Origin of the sequence: Parvularcula maris, from assembly GCF_024505085.1 — a bacterium.
GTDB classification, from domain to species: domain Bacteria; phylum Pseudomonadota; class Alphaproteobacteria; order Caulobacterales; family Parvularculaceae; genus Parvularcula; species Parvularcula maris.
Window position 1 is genome coordinate 87,738 of sequence record NZ_JANIBC010000001.1, and the last position, 16,008, is coordinate 103,745.

Sequence of the window (16,008 nt, forward strand, 5' to 3'; positions counted from 1 at the left end):
TCTGTTACCCAAGGCGGCGGCCCTGGCAAGACGAGCTTCAGTAGGGCCGCCTCGGCTGGCTCGTTGGGGCCGCACTTTCGCCGCCCTCAAGACCGCAGCAGCGCAGAAGCTCCTTGGTCAGGGCGGAGCGGCTGACCGGCTTGGCCACATGGGCGTTGGCGCCAGCCGCCAGGCTCTCCTCCACATGCTCGCGCATGGCGTTGGCGGTGAGGGCGAGGATCGGGATGGTGCGCCCCTTCTCGCCTGCCTCGCCCGCCCTGATCCGGCGCATGGCCTCGAGGCCGTCCATCACCGGCATGCGCAGATCCATCAGCACCGCGTCGAACTCGCCGGTCGCCAGCGTGTCGATGGCCTCGCGTCCGTTGCCGGTCATGGTGAGGTGGACGCCGAGGGGGCGGCAGATAGCAGCCAGGACCTGGCGGTTCACCTCGAGATCCTCGGCCACGAGAAGCTTCATCCCGGCGATGCTGCCGGTGCCCTCCTCCGTGCGGACGGGAAGCGGCGTCGGCACCGCAGCGGTCTGCCCCAGGGAGGCGGCGCTGCCGCTGATCGTCAGGACGAACACCGCGCCCTGGCCCTCTTCGGATTCGAGATAGAGCTCGCCGCCCAGGATATGCGCCAGCTCGCGCGAGATGGCGAGGCCGAGCCCCGTGCCGCCGAAGCGCCTGGTGGTGGAGTTCTCCGCCTGCTCGAACTTGTTGAAGATGGCGGCCTGCATGGCCCTGGGCACGCCGGGGCCGGTATCGGTCACGGCCACGCGCAGCCGGTCGCCGCTGAGGGACTTCGCGCTGACCCGGACGAAGCCCTGCTCGGTGAACTTGATGGCGTTGGAGACGAGGTTGGAGAGGATCTGGCGCAGGCGCAGCGGATCGGTGGTGATCGTCCCCGGCTCGAGGTCCTCGGTATCCTTCAGAAGCTCGATGCCCTTGCGGTCGGCGGCTTCCTGGTAGAGGCCGCAGACCTCGTCGAGCAGGGTCAGGGGATCGACGGGGAGGGGCTCGAGCGTGAGCTTGCCGGCCTCGATCTTGGAGATGTCGAGGATGTCGTCGATGAGGGCGAGGAGCGAGCCGCCCGAGCGCTGCATCACGTCGAGATAGCCGCGCTGCTCGTCGTCGAGCTCGGTCCGCGCCAACGCCTCGGACATGCCGATCACCCCGTTCATTGGGGTCCTGATCTCGTGGCTCATCGTAGCCAGGAAGGCGGTCTTGGCGTCGTTCGCAGTCTCCGCCTCGCGCTTGGCCTGGTCGAGCTCGGCGGTGCGTTCCGCGACGCGCTGCTCCAGGTTCTCCACCAGGTTCTGCACGCGCTCGTCGCGCTCCATGAGGGCGTGGGCGAGGGTGCCGATCTCGTCGGAGCGGCCGGTGTGGCGCTTGAGGTTGTTGCCCGCGCTGATCGCCCGCTGGCTGTCGCCTGCGAGCTGGCGAAGGGGCCTTGCCACCATCCGCAGCGTGGCGAAGCCGATGGTCAGGAGAAGAAGGACCGCCGTCAGGCCCGCCGCTGCCGCAGCGCTCAGCGCGGCCTTGGTCGCAGCGCCCGCCACGATGCTCATGGGCTGCACGGCCACGAGCCGCCAGTCGGGGCCGTCGATCGTGGCGTAGGTCACGAGGACGCCGGTCTCCTCGTGGCGGAAGGCGCCGCTTTCGGCCGTCATCCGGCCGAGAAGCCCCTCGACGTCCTCGCGGCTCGCCATGGCCTGGACGTCCTCGGGCAGCCCGCCCGTATCGAGGTCGGAATGGGCGAGGAGCCCGTAGCGGCGGCTCATCAGCATGAAGCGGTGGTTCTGATCCGCCCCGGCCTCGACGGTGACGTTCATCCAGCCGGTCAGCGGCAAGGTCACGCCGAAGGAGCCCAGATGGTTGCCCTCGGCGTCGTCGATGGGGATCTGGCAGCTCGAGGTCAGCGTCGTCTTGGCGCCGTCCACCTCGTAGACCATGGGGTTGAGGCGCCCGCAGCGCATGTCCCGCTCCGGCGCCTCGGCCACGCTCGCCAGGGAGAAGACCTCCTGCTGGGAGAAGTCGAAATCGGGGGGCAGGTCCCGCCGGTAGGGCATGAGCTGGTCGGGCCGGTCGGGGGCGAAGACCACCACGTCGCCCTCCAGGCTAAAGAACCAGAGGTTCGGGACCTGGCCGTGAAGGGCGGGGCCGAAGCGGTTGATGACCTCGAAGGAGGCCATGACCAGCCGTCTCCGCTCACCGGTCAGCTCACCCGCCCGCGGAAAGTAGCCCGCCGTGCCCCAGAGCGCGTTGCCGTAGGGATCAGGCACCCCCTCATAGAGGGCGGAGGTGCTGCGCCTCGTGCCGTCGCCGAAGGGGGGGAAGTGGGTTTCGAAGCGCTCCCAGCTCGCCTCGGGGTCGAGGCGGTTCTGCACCTTGTCGTGGTAGCTTCGGATCTCGCCGAAGGCGGTGTCAAGGTTCTCGAAGGTGGTGCGCTGGCGCTCGGCGCGGGAGAGCGTGGTCTGGAGGAGGCGCTCGGTCCAGTACTCCTCCACCTCGGCCCTGGTCAGCATGTAGACCGAGACGGAGAGGAGCACGCTGACGGCGATAGCGGCAAGCACCGCTACCCCCAACAGGTGACCGATCAGGGTGTTCCGTAACCCCAAGTTGCAAGCCCCGCCTGACGACAAGGCCGTACATTAGCGCTGTGAGCTTTGCAGAAGGGCTGAAAGGCAACTGACAATTTTACCGTTCCGGCGGATCGGCTGCGCGGCGGCAGCCGATCTTTCGTTGCCGTACCAGAAGCTTAGGCCTCTACGGCTTCCTCCTCGCCTTCCTCCTCTTCGTCCCAGCCCATGCGGTGGCGGGCCTCGGCGATGAGGGCTTCGGCGGCGTCGGGTTTCATGCGGAACTTCTCCAGCATGCCCTCATAGTGCTTCTTCTCGCCGTCGACCCGCTCGGTCCAGCCGGTGAGGTCGTCGGCGACGCAGCCCGCGAGATCCTCGGCGGATTTCACGCCTTCCTCGGCGAGGGCGATGATCATTTTGAGGTCGAGCTGCTCGAACTCGAGAAGGTCGTCCTGCACGCCCATTTCGATCCGCTTAGCATCGAGTTCCTGGCGCTCCTTCTCCAGATACTCCTGGGCACGAGCCTGGAGTTCTTCGGCGGTTTCGTCGTCGAAACCTTCGATCAGGGCGATCTCGTCAAGCTCGACATAGGCGATCTCCTCGACCCGCGCGAAGCCTTCGGCGACGAGAAGGTTGGCGATCATGTCGTCCACGTCGAGGACTTCCATGAAGAGCTTGGAACGCTCGGCATACTCCTTCTGGCGCTTCTCGCTCTCCTCCTCCTCGGTCATGATGTCGATCTCATAGCCGGTGAGCTGGCTGGCGAGGCGGACATTCTGGCCTCTACGGCCGATGGCAAGCGAAAGCTGCTCGTCGGGGACGACCACCTCGATGCGCTCCAGCTCCTCATCCAGCACCACCTTGGCGACCTCGGCGGGGGCCAGGGCGTTGACGACGAAGGTGGCGGTGTCTTCCGACCAAGGCACGATGTCGATCTTCTCGCCGGCGAGCTCGCCGACCACGGCCTGAACGCGGCTGCCCCTCATGCCGACGCAGGCACCGACGGGGTCGATGGAGCTGTCGTTGGAGTAGACGCCGATCTTAGCGCGGCTGCCTGCGTCGCGGGCGACGGCCTTGATCTCGATGACGCCGTCATAGACCTCGGGCACCTCCTGCTCGAAGAGCTTGGCCATGAATTGGGGGTGGGTGCGCGAGAGGAAGATCTGCGGTCCGCGCGGCTCTCTACGGACATCGGCAATATAGGCGCGCACCCTATCCCCTTGTCTGAGGGGCTCGCGGGGGATCTGCTGGTCACGGCGGATGACCGCCTCGCCCTTGCCGAGGTCCACAATGACATGGCCGTATTCGAGCCGCTTGATGATGCCGGAGATGATCTCGCCGACGCGGTCCTTGTAGTCCTCATACTGGTTGTCGCGCTCGGCATCGCGCATGCGCTGGGTGATGGTCTGCTTGGCGGAGAGCGCCGCGACACGGCCGAAATCCACCGGCGGCAGGGGATCGGAGAGGAAGTCGCCGATCTCCGCTTCGGGGTTCGAGCGCTGCGCCGCCTTGAGGGTGATCTCGGTCGAGTCGTTCTCGACGCTCTCCACCACCTCCATCAGCCGCCAAAGCCGCTGTTCGCCGGTCTTGGGGTCGATCTCGACGCGGATGTTGGTCTCCTGGCCGTAGCGGGACTTGGCCGCGCGGCTAAGGGCGTCCTCCATGGCGTCGATGACGATGTCCATGTCGATGGACTTCTCCATCGCCACCGCGCGGGCGATCTGCATGAGTTCGAGTTTGTTGGCTGTGACGGCCATGGGGTTAGTCTCCCTTCGGCGCGGGGGTCACCGCGGCTTTGTTCTTTACGCTGTCGAGATCGGATAGGCCGGTGCACCATTCGCGCCAGGCCAGTTGTTCTTTGGTGGGGGCGTCTTCGTAAGTGCCCTGTTGTTTGTAAGTGCAGTAGCAGCGTTGGTCGTCTTCGTCCCAAACCCCGCCTGCGCTGCTGCAATCGCCCGCCGCATCAGCACTGCAGCTAGCAACAAATGCCGTCATCCCGGCCGTAGCGAAGCGGAGAGCCGGGACCCATGGACCTGCCGCTGCAACTCTTGAGGCGGTCGGGCCATGGGTCCCGGATAAGCCTACGGCTTTCCGGGATGACGTGGGAAGACGGAGAGGGAAATTCATCACATTCCGCCGCGCTGGGGGCCGTCGCGGTTCTCGGACCACTCGGCGTCGCCCTCTTTTAGCGCCGCCTTGGACCTTCGCAGGCTCTCGGCGATCAGCTCGTCGGTCATGAGGAGCTTGGCGCTTTTAATCAGGCCGAAGGGCACCACCGCCGTCTCGTCCTCGCCCTCGATGTCGAAGAGCACGTCGCCCTCCTCGACGCCGGCGAGGTGGCCGCGGAAGCGTTTCTGATCCTCCACTGCCTGGGTCAGTTCTATTTTGGCCGCGAAACCTTCCCAGCGTTCGAAGTCCTTCAGCCGGGTGAGAGGCCGGTCGATGCCGGGGGAGGAAACCTCCAGCGTGTAGGCGCCCTCCACCGGGTCGGTCTCTTCGAGCACGACGGAGATAGCGCGCGACAGCTCTGCGCAGTCCTCGGCGCTCATCGTGCCGTCGGGGCGCTCGGCCATCACCTGCAGGGTCTTCTCGCGGGCGCCGGTCGTTCTGATGCGCACCGTCTCGAAGCCAGCCGCCTCGATGACGGGGGTGAGAAGCTCGGTGATCGCGCCGTCTTCTGCCATATGGCTATCCTACTCCCGATCAGGGCAACAAAAAAGCGGCCCCGCGGGGCCGCTCTCGAATGGTTTCGAAAACTGTTTCTTGTAGATAGGAGGCACGAAGCCCCCTGTCACCCCCGAATGTGAGTCCTATGCGTTCCGTCACGGTCATCATCGTCAACTACCGCGCGGCGGAGCTGATCCCGCCGACCCTGAAGAGACTATCGGCGGTAAGGCAGAACGGCTCCTACGGTGTGGATGTGGTCATCGTCGACAACGCCTCGGCGGACGGCTCGGTGGAGCTGCTGCGGCATGCCGTGCAGGAACTCGGCGCAGAAGGCTGGGTCGAACTTCTGCCAGCTGAGCGCAACACTGGTTTTGCAGGCGGTAACAACGAGGGCTTAAGGGCTGTCTACACTAGAGAAGAACAACCCGATGCGGTCTTCTTTTTGAACCCCGACACGCTGCTCGAGATGGACTGCCTCGAGAAGCTGGCTGACACCCTCTTCGCAGAAGAGAGCATAGGAATAGTTGGCGCACGGATCGAGAACGAGACAGGTGACGAGCGCGCGTCGACTTTCGCTTTTCCGTCGCTTGTCGGTGAGCTGACGACCAGTTTGCCGATGGTCTCCTATCTCGGTTCAGCCTCGACCTACAAACGCCCATCCATCGGTAAGCTGGCCTATGAGGTCGAGTGGGTCTCGGGCGCAGCGTTCATGGTTCGCCGAGAGGCACTTACCGATGTCGCTTTCATGGACGACCGCTTCTTTCTCTATTTTGAGGAGATCGACTTTCAGCTTGCGATCCGGAAGGCGGGCTGGACCATTCTGCACAACCCGGCAGCCCGCTGCATGCACTATGCCGGGGTTTCGACGGGGGTCAGAGGCGGGCGAGCCGTCGACAAGCCCATGCCCCGCTACTGGTATGAAAGCTGGCGGCACTACTTCGTCTCCAACCATGGCAGACCCTACGCAGTCGGGGCGGCAGCCGCCAAGCTGGCGGGATTGATGGTTCGCTATGTGGTGCAAGCACTTCGCAGAGAAGATAGGAAGGGGCGTGTGGGGATGATCCCTTTCGCCAGGCATTGCCTAATCGGTGCCGTCTCGGAGCCGGCCCCTGAAAGGAACAACCCGTGAGGCCCCGTGTCGGCATCGTAGCGGAGAACTCGCTGAACTATGTTCGCGGTCTCGGCGAGATCGTCGGTGAGGGAAAGATCGCCGTTCCCCTGCGCGCGCTAGACGATGCCGAACGCATCGAAGCTGCCGGGGTGACGGAGGTGAGAAGCTTTCTACCCGGATCTAGCAAGCTCCCGATCTTTCCCGAGACCGGTGATGAACCTGCGCTCATCAGCTTCACTTCTGGTACGGAGGGTAAGCCCAAGGCTGTTTTGATTTCAGCGGCGGCCCTTGCGAACACCGTGGACAGGCTGATCGAGGTCAGCGGGATCGAAGGCGAGGTCTGCGAGTATGTCGGGGTACCGGTCTACCACTCGTTCGGGTTTGGCAGGTGCAGGGTTCTCGCCAAGATCGGAGGGACGGCCCGCCTGGCGGAGAACGGCTTCGATCCGGAAGAGCTCGCAGCGCTGCTTTCGGCAGGTGAGGTCGATGCGTTCTCCGCGGTTCCCAGCCAGTTGCGCATGCTGCTCAAACGGAAGGCAGCTTTCGAAGGTTGCGGGAGCAGGGTCCGCTTCATCGAGATCGGCTCGCAGTTCATGGCGGCCGAAGAGAAGGAGGCCGTCCGGTCCCTTTTTCCTAACGCCTCCATCACCCAGCACTACGGCCTCACCGAAGCATCACGTAGCACCTTCCTTCGCATCGACAAAGCCGGAGAAGCCGTTCTCGGGAGCGTCGGGAAACCGCAGGCGGGCACCGATGTGCGGATATGCAAGGGCGGCAGGATCGAGCTTCACGGACCGCACCTGGCCACGGGCCTCCTTGTGGGAGAGGAGATCGTTCCGCTAGCGGATGAGAAAGGGTGGCTGAGGACCTCCGACCTCGGCAGGATCGAAGAAGGCTACCTTTATTTCGAAGGACGGGCAGACGACCTCATCAACTGCGGCGGCAAGAAGGTCTCACCCGAAGCCGTCGAGGCGAGGCTCGCCTCCGAGTACGGCCTATCCGGCGGCTTCGCTCTCGGTCGTCTTCCCGACCCGGTCTACGGCGAGGGGATCCTCCTCGTTCGCGAGGAGAAGGGACCGCCGTTGCCAGAGCTTCTCACCGCAACGCAGCACGTGCTGACCGAAGAGGGGCTCGCTGCTTCCGGGGTCTTGCGGACCGCAGAGACGGACGAACTGCCGCGCACACCCACCGGGAAGATCCGCAGAAGAGAGCTGGCGAGCCTTGCCGCCCCTGCGCCGCTCGAGGCTGACCCGATCGCTGCTATCTTAGGCAATGACTACGAGGAGACCGGCCTCAGCGCCAGCGAGGCGGAGATCGACAGTCTACAGACGCTCAACCTCGCTATGCTGATCGAGGAGCGGGTGGGAAGCCTGCCCCCGGACTGGCGCAGCAGGCCGGTCAGCGCGCTTTTGGAAGGCTCCGCAACGGCGGCGGCGGATAGCGAGCCGATCAATGACGGAGCTGACAACCGCAACCCGCAGGACATCTCCTTCTGGGCGTTGGTGCGGGAGGATCTCGATACGAACGACGGCTCGCTCCGCTCCTATGGTTTTTGGGCGCTGTTCTGGCACCGGTTCGGCAACTGGCGCATGTCGATGAAAACGAAGATATTCCGTGTACCTCTAACGCTCATCTATCTCGTCATGAACGTCATGGTGAACGTGATCTGCGGGATCAAGCTCGACTACACGGTCAATGTGGGCCGCCGCGTCAAGATCGAGCATTTCGGCGGCATGATGCTCGGTGCGCGGCGTATCGGCAATGATGTGACCATCCGACAGAACACCACCTTCGGTGTGGGACGCCTGTCCGACCTCAAGGGCAAGCCGATCATCGAGGACGGCGTCAATCTGGGCGCGGGTGTGGTGGTCGCTGGCAGGGTGCGCATAGGACGACACAGCGTGATCGGCCCGAATTGCGTGGTCATGGAGGACATCCCGCCCTACTCTCACGTCGAGCCGCCGAAACCGACGGTCTCCCGGCTCAATCCCGCCTGAACGTCAGAAACGTCACCGGGCGGCCCTCGCGCTCACCCTTCTCCATGTAGCGGGTCTTCGGCCAGTCCTCGCCTCCCTCGGTCCAGTCCGCCTCGCGCTCGGCGGTCCAGACGAGGCCCGAGGCGTCGCCGCCTGCCATCTGCCAGTGCATCATCGTCCAGCGGATATAGTCGGCGATGTCTGAGCTGATGCGCAGCTCGCCGCCTGGCTTCAGAAGGCGCCTAGCCTCAGAGAGGAAGTTCTGGCTGACCATGCGGCGCTTGTGGTGGCGTTTCTTGGGCCAGGGGTCGGGCTGGAGAAGGAAGAGGCGGTCCAAGGAGGCATCAGGAAGCGCCGCAAGGGCGGGGCGGGCGTCACCTTCCAGGACGCGGACGTTCTTAAGCTCCTGCTCCTCGACCTGAATCAGGAGTTTCGCGACGCCGTTGATGAAGGGTTCGGCGCCGAAACAGAGGGCTTCGGGATGGCGCTCGGCCTGGAAGGCGAGGTGCTCACCGCCGCCGAAGCCGATCTCAAAATAGACCGGACCCTGATGACCAGCTACCATCTCTGCCGCGCTGTTCTGATCGAAAGAGAGCTTCGGAAGCAGCTCTTGGACCAGCTTTGCCTGACGCTGCTTGAGGGGTCTGTCCTGGTTTCTGCCGAACAGGCGGCCACCCACCGCCTCACGGCGGTCAGTAGGCGGACGGTAGGTGTTGTCGGGCATGGCGGTTCTGCTGTCTTCGGCCGGCCTACTGAAGGTAGGCGGTCATCAACAAAAGGAGGCAGGGGAGAGAGAAGGGCAGTCGCCGTAAGCCCTCACCCCACATCGAAGATGGGGACCTCTCCCGAAGGGAGAGGTGTAGGAATGGTCTAGAACGCTCGCTTCAGCTCTTCGGCGAGGTCGGTCTTCTCCCAGGAGAAGCCGCCATCTTCTTCCGGTGTACGACCGAAATGTCCGTAGGCAGCGGTGCGCTCGTAGATCGGCCTGTTGAGGCCGAGATGGGTGCGGATGCCGCGGGGGGAGAGGTTCATGATGTCGAGAAGCTTGTTTTCGAGCTCCAGCTCGGCCACCTCGCCCGTGCCGGCGAAGTCCACGAACAAAGACAGCGGCTTGGCGACGCCGATCGCGTAGCTCACCTGGATCAGGCAGGAGCGCGCCAGCCCTGCGGCCACCACGTTCTTGGCGAGGTAGCGGCAGGCATAGGCAGCCGAGCGGTCAACCTTGGTCGGGTCCTTGCCCGAGAACGCGCCGCCGCCGTGCGGCGCTGCGCCGCCATAGGTGTCGACGATGATCTTGCGGCCCGTGAGGCCTGCGTCGCCATCGGGTCCTCCGATCACGAACTTGCCCGTGGGGTTCACGTAGAACTCCTCCTCCGGGCACATCCAACCTTCGGGCAGGGCGCGCTCGACGTAAGGCCTGACCAGCTCGCGCATGTCCGCCTGGCTGAGGCCGTCCTGATGCTGGGTGGAGACAACGACGGAGGTGGTGCCGACCGGGCGGCCGTTCTCGTAGCGAACCGTCACCTGGCTCTTGGCATCGGGCAGGAGGCGCGTCTCGCCGCCGTGGCGCGCCTCGGCCAGAGCGCCGACAATGGCGTGGGAGAAGGCGATGGGGGCGGGCATCAGGCTCTCGGTCTCGTCGGTGGCGAAGCCGAACATGATGCCCTGGTCGCCCGCGCCCTCGTCCTTGTCCGCACCGGCATCGACGCCCTGTGCGATCTCGGCGGACTGGCCGTGGACGTGACACTCGATCTCGGCGTCCTTCCAGTGGAAGCCGTCCTGCTCGTAGCCGATGGCCTTCACGGCGCCGCGGGCGGTCTCGATCAGCTCTTCCTTGTCGATGGGCTCTTCGGTCCGGGTCTCCCCGGCCAGCACCACCCGGTTGGTGGTGGTGAGCGTCTCGACAGCCACACGGGCTTCAGGCTCGCGGGCGAGATGCAGGTCAACGATGGCGTCGGAGATGCGGTCGGCGACCTTGTCGGGGTGGCCCTCGGAGACGCTTTCCGAGGTGAAGATGTAGTTCTGGCGGGCCATCGGAGCCTCCGAGATGACGATATAAAGAAATCCTTATGTCGTCACGGAAGCGGGAGGGCAAGGGGTCGCAGTCCTCCTGACCCGTGAAAGCCCGTTAGGGGCTCTCGCGCCGGTATTGCTCCAGGACGTTGCCGAGAAGGCCCGGAAAGCGAGCGTCGAGCTCCTCCCGGCGCAGGCTGTTGATGCGCGAAGTGCCGCGGCCCTCCTGCCTGATGATTCCGGCCTCCCTGAGAATGCGCCAGTGGTGGCTCATGGTGCTCTTCGGGATGGCGGTCTCGAAGGCGCGGCAGGGCAGCCCGTCCTCCTCCGCCGCCAGAGCGACGATGGAGAGACGGACAGGGTCGCTCAGCGCGTGGAGGACGGCGGCGAGGGGCACGTCCTCGATCTTCGGATGGGTGATGGGCGCAGGCATGGCCTCGTCCCTACCGCAAGGAAGCGAGGAGAAGAAACCCTCAGACCGCTACGAGGGGAACCCTCTCCGTCTGTAACCCCCGACCCAGGAGCTGCGAATAAAGCTTGCAAGCTGGCGATCAACAGCATTAGTTCGAAAAATCCGTACAAACGAACATGCTAAGGAGGTTTGTGATGAAGGCCTACAGATTACGCGGTACGGGATCGGACCGGACACTGGTGCTGGAGGATCGATCCGCACCGTTACCCAAGCCCGGCTATGTCAGGGTCCGGGTCAGGGCAGCATCCTTCAACTATCGCGACTTGCTGGTGCTGGACGGCGGATACGCCCGGAACGATCTCGACGACGTCGTTCCCCTCTCCGACGGGGCGGGGGAGATATCTGCCCTAGGTGACGGTGTGAGCGGCTGGAATGTCGGTGACCGAGTAGTCATCAACTTCATGGCTCACTGGTCCGGCGGACCGATCGATGACAGGGCACTGAACTCAAGTCTCGGCGGCGGGGTGGACGGTGTCCTGGCCGAGGAAGTCTGCGTTCCTGCTCATGCGCTCGTAGCGCTACCCGATGGGTTGGGTTTCGCGGAAGCGGCAAGTCTTCCCTGCGCGGCGGTGACCGCCTGGCACGGCCTTCGGCGCTGCGGCGTGAAGGCAGGGGACAAGGTGCTGCTGCTCGGCACGGGCGGGGTCAGTGTCTTCGCGCTCCAGTTCGCCAAGGCGATGGGGGCGGAGGTGACGATCACCAGCTCCTCGGAGGAGAAACTGGCGATGATGAAAGAACTGGGTGCGGACCATGTGGTCAACTACAGGACGCACCCCGAATGGGACGAGGTGGTCCGTGAGCTGACCGGCGGGGTGGACGCCGTCGTCGAGACCGGCGGTTCGGGAACCCTCGCCCGCTCCATGGCGGCATGTAGACCCGGCGGGCAGATCGCGCTGATCGGCGTTCTGACTAGCGACACCCCGGACGTGACGCCCATTCTCCTCAACGCACTTACCGTTCATGGCATCTATGTGGGCTCGACGGAGATGCTACGCGAGGTGGTCGAAGCCGTCCACGTGAACCGTATCGAGCCGGTGATCGACCGGCGCTTCGCGTTCAGTGATGCGGAGGCGGCCTATGTGTACCTGCGCAGCGGGCAGCATGTGGGCAAGGTGGTGATCGAGGTTTGAGGATATGAACTGGGCTTACCTCTCCCGCTAGCGGGAGAGGTCAAAGGCTGCACCAGCAGGCTTTGGGTGAGGGGATTGGCGAAGCCGTTCTGCTGCGCTTGCTATTAAGACCTGCGCGTCGAACCCCCTCACCCTCGGTCCCTCTCCCGCAGGCGGGAGAGGGAGGCGCTAGATGAAATGGGGGCACTAACAGTCTACGGCTCGGTTACTCCGCATCCGTCATGGCGATCAGCGAGGCGTTACCCCCCGCCGCCGCCGTGTTGGTGGAGATCACCCGCTCCTCGGCGAAGCGGAGGAGGTAGTGCGGCCCGCCCGCCTTAGGGCCGGTGCCGGAGAGGCCCATGCCGCCGAAGGGCTGGCTGCCGACGATGGCGCCGATCTGGTTGCGGTTGACATAGACATTGCCCGCAGGCGCCTTACCCGCAATGCGCTCGGCGGTCTCGGTGATCCTGGTGTGGAGGCCGAAGGTCAGTCCGTAGCCGGAGGAGCCCACCTCGCGAAGCACGTCCTCGCTGCGGCCCGCCTTGTAGGTCTTGACGTGGAGGACGGGGCCGAAGACCTCCTCTTGTAGAGCTTCATCCTGATCCAGACGGATGATGGTCGGGGGGAAGAACGTCCCCTCTTCGGGCGCTTCGCCCTGCCAGTGCACCCCCCCGCGCCGCTCGACATAGTCGGCTAGGCGCCGCCTTGCGGTCTCGTCGATGATCGGGCCGATATCGGTGGTCATCTCGGCGGGGTTGCCAAGCTTCATGGTGCGCGCCGCCCCCTCGATCATGCGCAGCATGCCTTCGGCTACGTCCTCCTGTATGTAGAGCACACGGAGGGCCGAGCAGCGCTGGCCCGCCGATTGGAAGGCCGAGGCGACGACATCGTCGGTGACCTGCTCGGGGAGGGCGGTGGCGTCCACCAGCATGGCGTTCACCCCGCCGGTCTCGGCGATGAGGGGAAGGATGGCGCCGTCACGTTCGGCGAGCTGGCGCTGGATCGCCTTGGCCGTACCGGTGGAGCCGGTGAAGACCACCCCTGCGATCTGCGGCTGGTCGAGGATCGCCCGGCCGACCTCGCCGCCGCCAAGGACAAGCTGCACGGCCCCCTTGGGAACGCCCGCTTCGATCAGAAGACGGACGGCCTCGTGAGCGATCATCGGCGTCTGCTCGGCGGGTTTGGCGACCACCGTGTTGCCTGCCGCCAAAGCCGCCGTCACTTGCCCCAGGAAGATCGCCAGCGGGAAGTTCCAAGGCGCGATGGCGACGAAGACGCCGCGGCCTTCGAGGCGGAGCTGGTTCTCCTCGCCTACGGGGCCGGGCAGGGGGTGGGGGACGAAGAGGCGCTTGGCCTCGGAGGCGTAGAAGCGGCAGAAATCCACCGCCTCGCGGATCTCCGCGATGCCGTCCTCGAGGTTCTTGCCGGCCTCCCTCGCAAGGATAGCCATCAGCCGGTCGCGGTTCACCTCCAGAAGGTCGGCCATGCGCTCCAGCGCTCTGGCTCTTCCCTCCGCAGGCAGAGCGTTCCACTCGTGGTGGGCCGCTACCGCCTCCTTGACGGCTGCTGCTGCGATCTCCTCGTCAGCCTCGTGAAGGGTGGCGATGGTCTCGCCCGTGCTCGGGCTGATCAGGGGGCGGTTGTTCTCGCTGCGTGCCTCCTCGCCGGAGACGAGAGAGGTGAGCTCCGGCGTGCCGAGCTTCGCGCCCTCCGCCTCCATGCCGTTCAGAAGAGCGCCGAGGGCGGCCTCGTCTCCGAAGGAGAGCCCCACTGAGTTGCGCCGTGGTCCGAAGATATCGGTGGGTCTCTTGATGCCGCTGTGGCGGAAGCCGCCCAACCTTCTCAGCCGTGCCCTAGGCTGCTCCAACAGGAAGTCGTCGGAGAGGTTCTCGTCATGGACCTGGCTAACGAAGGAGCTGTTGGCGCCGTTCTCCAGCAGCCTGCGGACGAGATAGGCGAGAAGGTCGCGGTGGCCGCCCACGGGGGCGTAGACGCGGCAGGGGAACTTCTCAGCGCCCCGTATGGTCGAAATGCCATCCTCCGTCACCTGCTCGTAGAGGCTCTCCCCCATGCCGTGGAGGCGCTGAAACTCGAAATCCTTGGGCGCATTCTCCGTATGCGCGATCTCAATGATGGTGGCGACGGTCAGCGCGTTGTGGGTGGCGAACTGGGGGTAGAGGCGGGGAGCGGCTTCGAGAAGCTTCGCGGCGCACGCCACGTAGGAGAGATCGGTGGCGGCCTTCCGTGTGAAGACGGGAAAGTCCTCGAGCCCCTCCTGCTGCGCCAGCTTGATCTCCGTATCCCAGTAGGCGCCCTTGACCAGGCGTACCATCAGACGGTCATCATGGGCTTCGGCGAGCTTGGCCGCCCACTCGCAGACCGCCATGGCCCGCTTCTGATAGGCCTGGACGGCGAGGCCGAAGCCGCCCCATCCGCGTAAGGACGGGTCGGCGAAGACATCGGCGATGAGGTCCAAGGACATATCGAGGCGCTCGGCCTCTTCGGCATCGACGGTCAGGTTGAGGTTGGCGTCCTTCGCCGCACGAGCGATCTCGATGAGCTTCGGTGTCAGGGCCTTCAGCGCCTCGTCCCGGTGGCGCGGATGGTAGATGGGGGAGAGGGCCGAGACCTTGACCGAGATGCCGCGCATCATCGGCTCGTCGGAGGGCTTGGCAGCCTTCTTGATGGCGGCGATCGCGTCCATATAGGCGCGGAAGTAGCGCTCGGCGTCTTGCTCCGTACGCGCCCCTTCGCCCAGCATGTCGTAGGAGAAGCGGTAGCCGTTCTTCTCCTCTTTCCTGGCCCGGCGCAGCGCCTCCTCGATGGTCTGTCCCAGGACGAACTGGTGGCCGAGATAGCCCATGGCCTGGCGCACCCCGGTTCTGACGGTGGGGGTGCCGAGGCGTTTGACGAGGCCCTGGACGGTGTTCTGCGGCGTCTCGCCGGGCCTGATCACCTTGTTGGTGAGGCCGAGCCCCCAGGCGGCGGCGGCCACGAACATGCTGTCGGACTTGTGCTCCTGCTGGTCCCAGTCACCGGCGGCGATCTTGTCCTCGATGAGGCGGTCCTGGGTGCCCGCATCGGGCACGCGGAGCAGCGCCTCGGCCATCACCATGAGGGCCAGCCCCTCCTTGGTCGAGAGGCCGTATTCGCGCAGGAAGGCGTCGAGATTGGCTCCGCCGCGGGTTCTCTGGCGGATGCCGGTGATGAGCTGGGAGGCGGTTCTGGCGGCTTTGTCGTGGACGAGATCGGCGATGCTGGCGGACAGCATCAGCCGCGGAACCACCACCTCGTCGGCCTCGGCATAGGGCTCGTTGAAGCCGTGGTGCTCGCTCGTCTGGTCCAGCATGGGCCGTCTCCTTCACTCAAGTCGGCCTCGGCCCTAACGCGCCCCTTCCGGCGGTAGCAAGCGAAGTGAGCGTCGGAGGGATCACAGCCCCGATTGGTCGAGTGCACAGGCACGGACCCGTGCACTCAAAAGCGAGTCGAATCAGGGCTCTTTCGATCACGGGGGAGGCTTCGAAGAGCGAGCGAGCGCGGCCTTTCAGCCTCGCTCTGAAGAGGTGAGGGCGGCGTCTAGTGCTCGCCTTCGTCGCCGAGCGCCTTGACGAGGTCGAGGACCCGGCGACGCACCTGATAGTCCTTGATCTTGGAGAAGGCCCGGCAGAGCTGCATGCCTTCGGGGGTGGAGAGAGTGGCGAGGAAGTCGCCGCGCTCGTCCTTGGCCTCGGCGCCCCCGAACTTGCGCTGGGTCTCGGCGAAACCGATCAGCGTCTCCGGGCCGTCACCGTAATCGTCGTAGAAGAACTGGACCGGGACCGAAAGGATCCGCGCGATCTCGTAGAGACGGCTGGCACCGATCCGGTTCACGCCCTTCTCGTACTTCTGCACCTGCTGGAAAGTGAGGCCCAGCTCCTCGCCGAGCTTGTCCTGGCTGATGCCCTGCATCATCCGGCGAAGGCGGACCCGCGAGCCCACATGGACGTCGATGGGGTGAGGCGCGCGCTTGTTCTCTGGGGAGCGGCCGTTCGTGGTGGCAACCATACTACTCTATCCCTACCCTGCCTTGGCGGCCCGAACTGCAATCTTACATTGCA

Annotated in this window: 11 protein-coding genes; 3 read left to right on the forward strand and 8 right to left on the reverse strand. The window is 65.1% G+C overall.

Going from position 1 to position 16,008, the window contains the following annotated elements; translation table 11 throughout:
• Positions 1–37: 37 nt before the first annotated feature.
• The 3 genes from NOG11_RS15065 to rimP all read right to left on the reverse strand — a co-directional run bounded on the left by NOG11_RS15065 (position 38) and on the right by rimP (position 5,244).
• Entirely contained in the window at positions 38–2,554 is a 2,517-nt protein-coding gene (locus NOG11_RS15065; protein ID WP_256617643.1) for an ATP-binding protein, read from the reverse strand.
• Positions 2,555–2,739: 185 nt separating this feature from the next.
• Positions 2,740–4,317: a transcription termination factor NusA gene (gene nusA / locus NOG11_RS00415; RefSeq protein ID WP_256617644.1), complete on the reverse strand. Its 1,578-nt coding sequence runs from the start codon at positions 4,315–4,317 to the stop codon at positions 2,740–2,742.
• Between the two features lie 369 nt (positions 4,318–4,686).
• Complete coding sequence (rimP, locus tag NOG11_RS00420; protein ID WP_256617645.1) at positions 4,687–5,244, reverse strand: ribosome maturation factor RimP; 558 nt, start codon at positions 5,242–5,244, stop codon at positions 4,687–4,689.
• 128 nt (positions 5,245–5,372) lie between these two features.
• Between rimP and NOG11_RS00425 the strand changes: the two genes are divergently transcribed.
• Together NOG11_RS00425 and NOG11_RS00430 are read left to right on the forward strand one after the other, a co-directional pair.
• A complete protein-coding gene (locus NOG11_RS00425; RefSeq protein WP_256617646.1) occupies positions 5,373–6,356 on the forward strand; it encodes a glycosyltransferase family 2 protein in 984 nt (327 codons plus the stop codon).
• Positions 6,353–8,335: an AMP-binding protein gene (locus NOG11_RS00430; protein WP_256617647.1), complete on the forward strand. Its 1,983-nt coding sequence runs from the start codon at positions 6,353–6,355 to the stop codon at positions 8,333–8,335. The genes NOG11_RS00425 and NOG11_RS00430 overlap by 4 nt, the downstream gene beginning before the upstream one ends.
• On the opposite strand, the gene trmB is transcribed toward NOG11_RS00430, so the two are convergent.
• The 3 genes from trmB to NOG11_RS00445 all read right to left on the reverse strand — a co-directional run bounded on the left by trmB (position 8,322) and on the right by NOG11_RS00445 (position 10,760).
• The gene (gene trmB / locus NOG11_RS00435; protein ID WP_256617648.1) at positions 8,322–9,038 is read right to left on the reverse strand and encodes a tRNA (guanosine(46)-N7)-methyltransferase TrmB; all 717 of its coding nucleotides are present in this window, start codon (positions 9,036–9,038) and stop codon (positions 8,322–8,324) included. The two genes, NOG11_RS00430 and trmB, sit on opposite strands and share 14 nt — an antisense overlap.
• Positions 9,039–9,184: 146 nt before the next feature.
• Positions 9,185–10,348: a methionine adenosyltransferase gene (gene metK / locus NOG11_RS00440; RefSeq protein ID WP_256617649.1), complete on the reverse strand. Its 1,164-nt coding sequence runs from the start codon at positions 10,346–10,348 to the stop codon at positions 9,185–9,187.
• Positions 10,349–10,442: 94 nt separating this feature from the next.
• The gene (locus NOG11_RS00445; protein WP_256617650.1) at positions 10,443–10,760 is read right to left on the reverse strand and encodes an ArsR/SmtB family transcription factor; all 318 of its coding nucleotides are present in this window, start codon (positions 10,758–10,760) and stop codon (positions 10,443–10,445) included.
• Positions 10,761–10,933: 173 nt separating this feature from the next.
• Here NOG11_RS00445 and NOG11_RS00450 point away from each other — a divergent pair, with 173 nt between their 5' ends.
• The gene (locus tag NOG11_RS00450) at positions 10,934–11,929 is read left to right on the forward strand and encodes a zinc-dependent alcohol dehydrogenase family protein (protein ID WP_256617651.1); all 996 of its coding nucleotides are present in this window, start codon (positions 10,934–10,936) and stop codon (positions 11,927–11,929) included.
• Between the two features lie 205 nt (positions 11,930–12,134).
• Here NOG11_RS00450 and putA read toward each other — a convergent pair whose 3' ends face one another.
• Both putA and NOG11_RS00460 read right to left on the reverse strand, forming a co-directional pair.
• Positions 12,135–15,260 (reverse strand): bifunctional proline dehydrogenase/L-glutamate gamma-semialdehyde dehydrogenase PutA, encoded by a 3,126-nt coding sequence (gene putA, locus NOG11_RS00455; protein WP_256617652.1) that lies wholly within the window; start codon positions 15,258–15,260, stop codon positions 12,135–12,137.
• Positions 15,261–15,487: 227 nt separating this feature from the next.
• Positions 15,488–15,955, reverse strand: coding sequence for a helix-turn-helix domain-containing protein (locus NOG11_RS00460; RefSeq protein WP_256617653.1), 468 nt, complete (start codon positions 15,953–15,955; stop codon positions 15,488–15,490).
• Positions 15,956–16,008 lie beyond the last annotated feature (53 nt).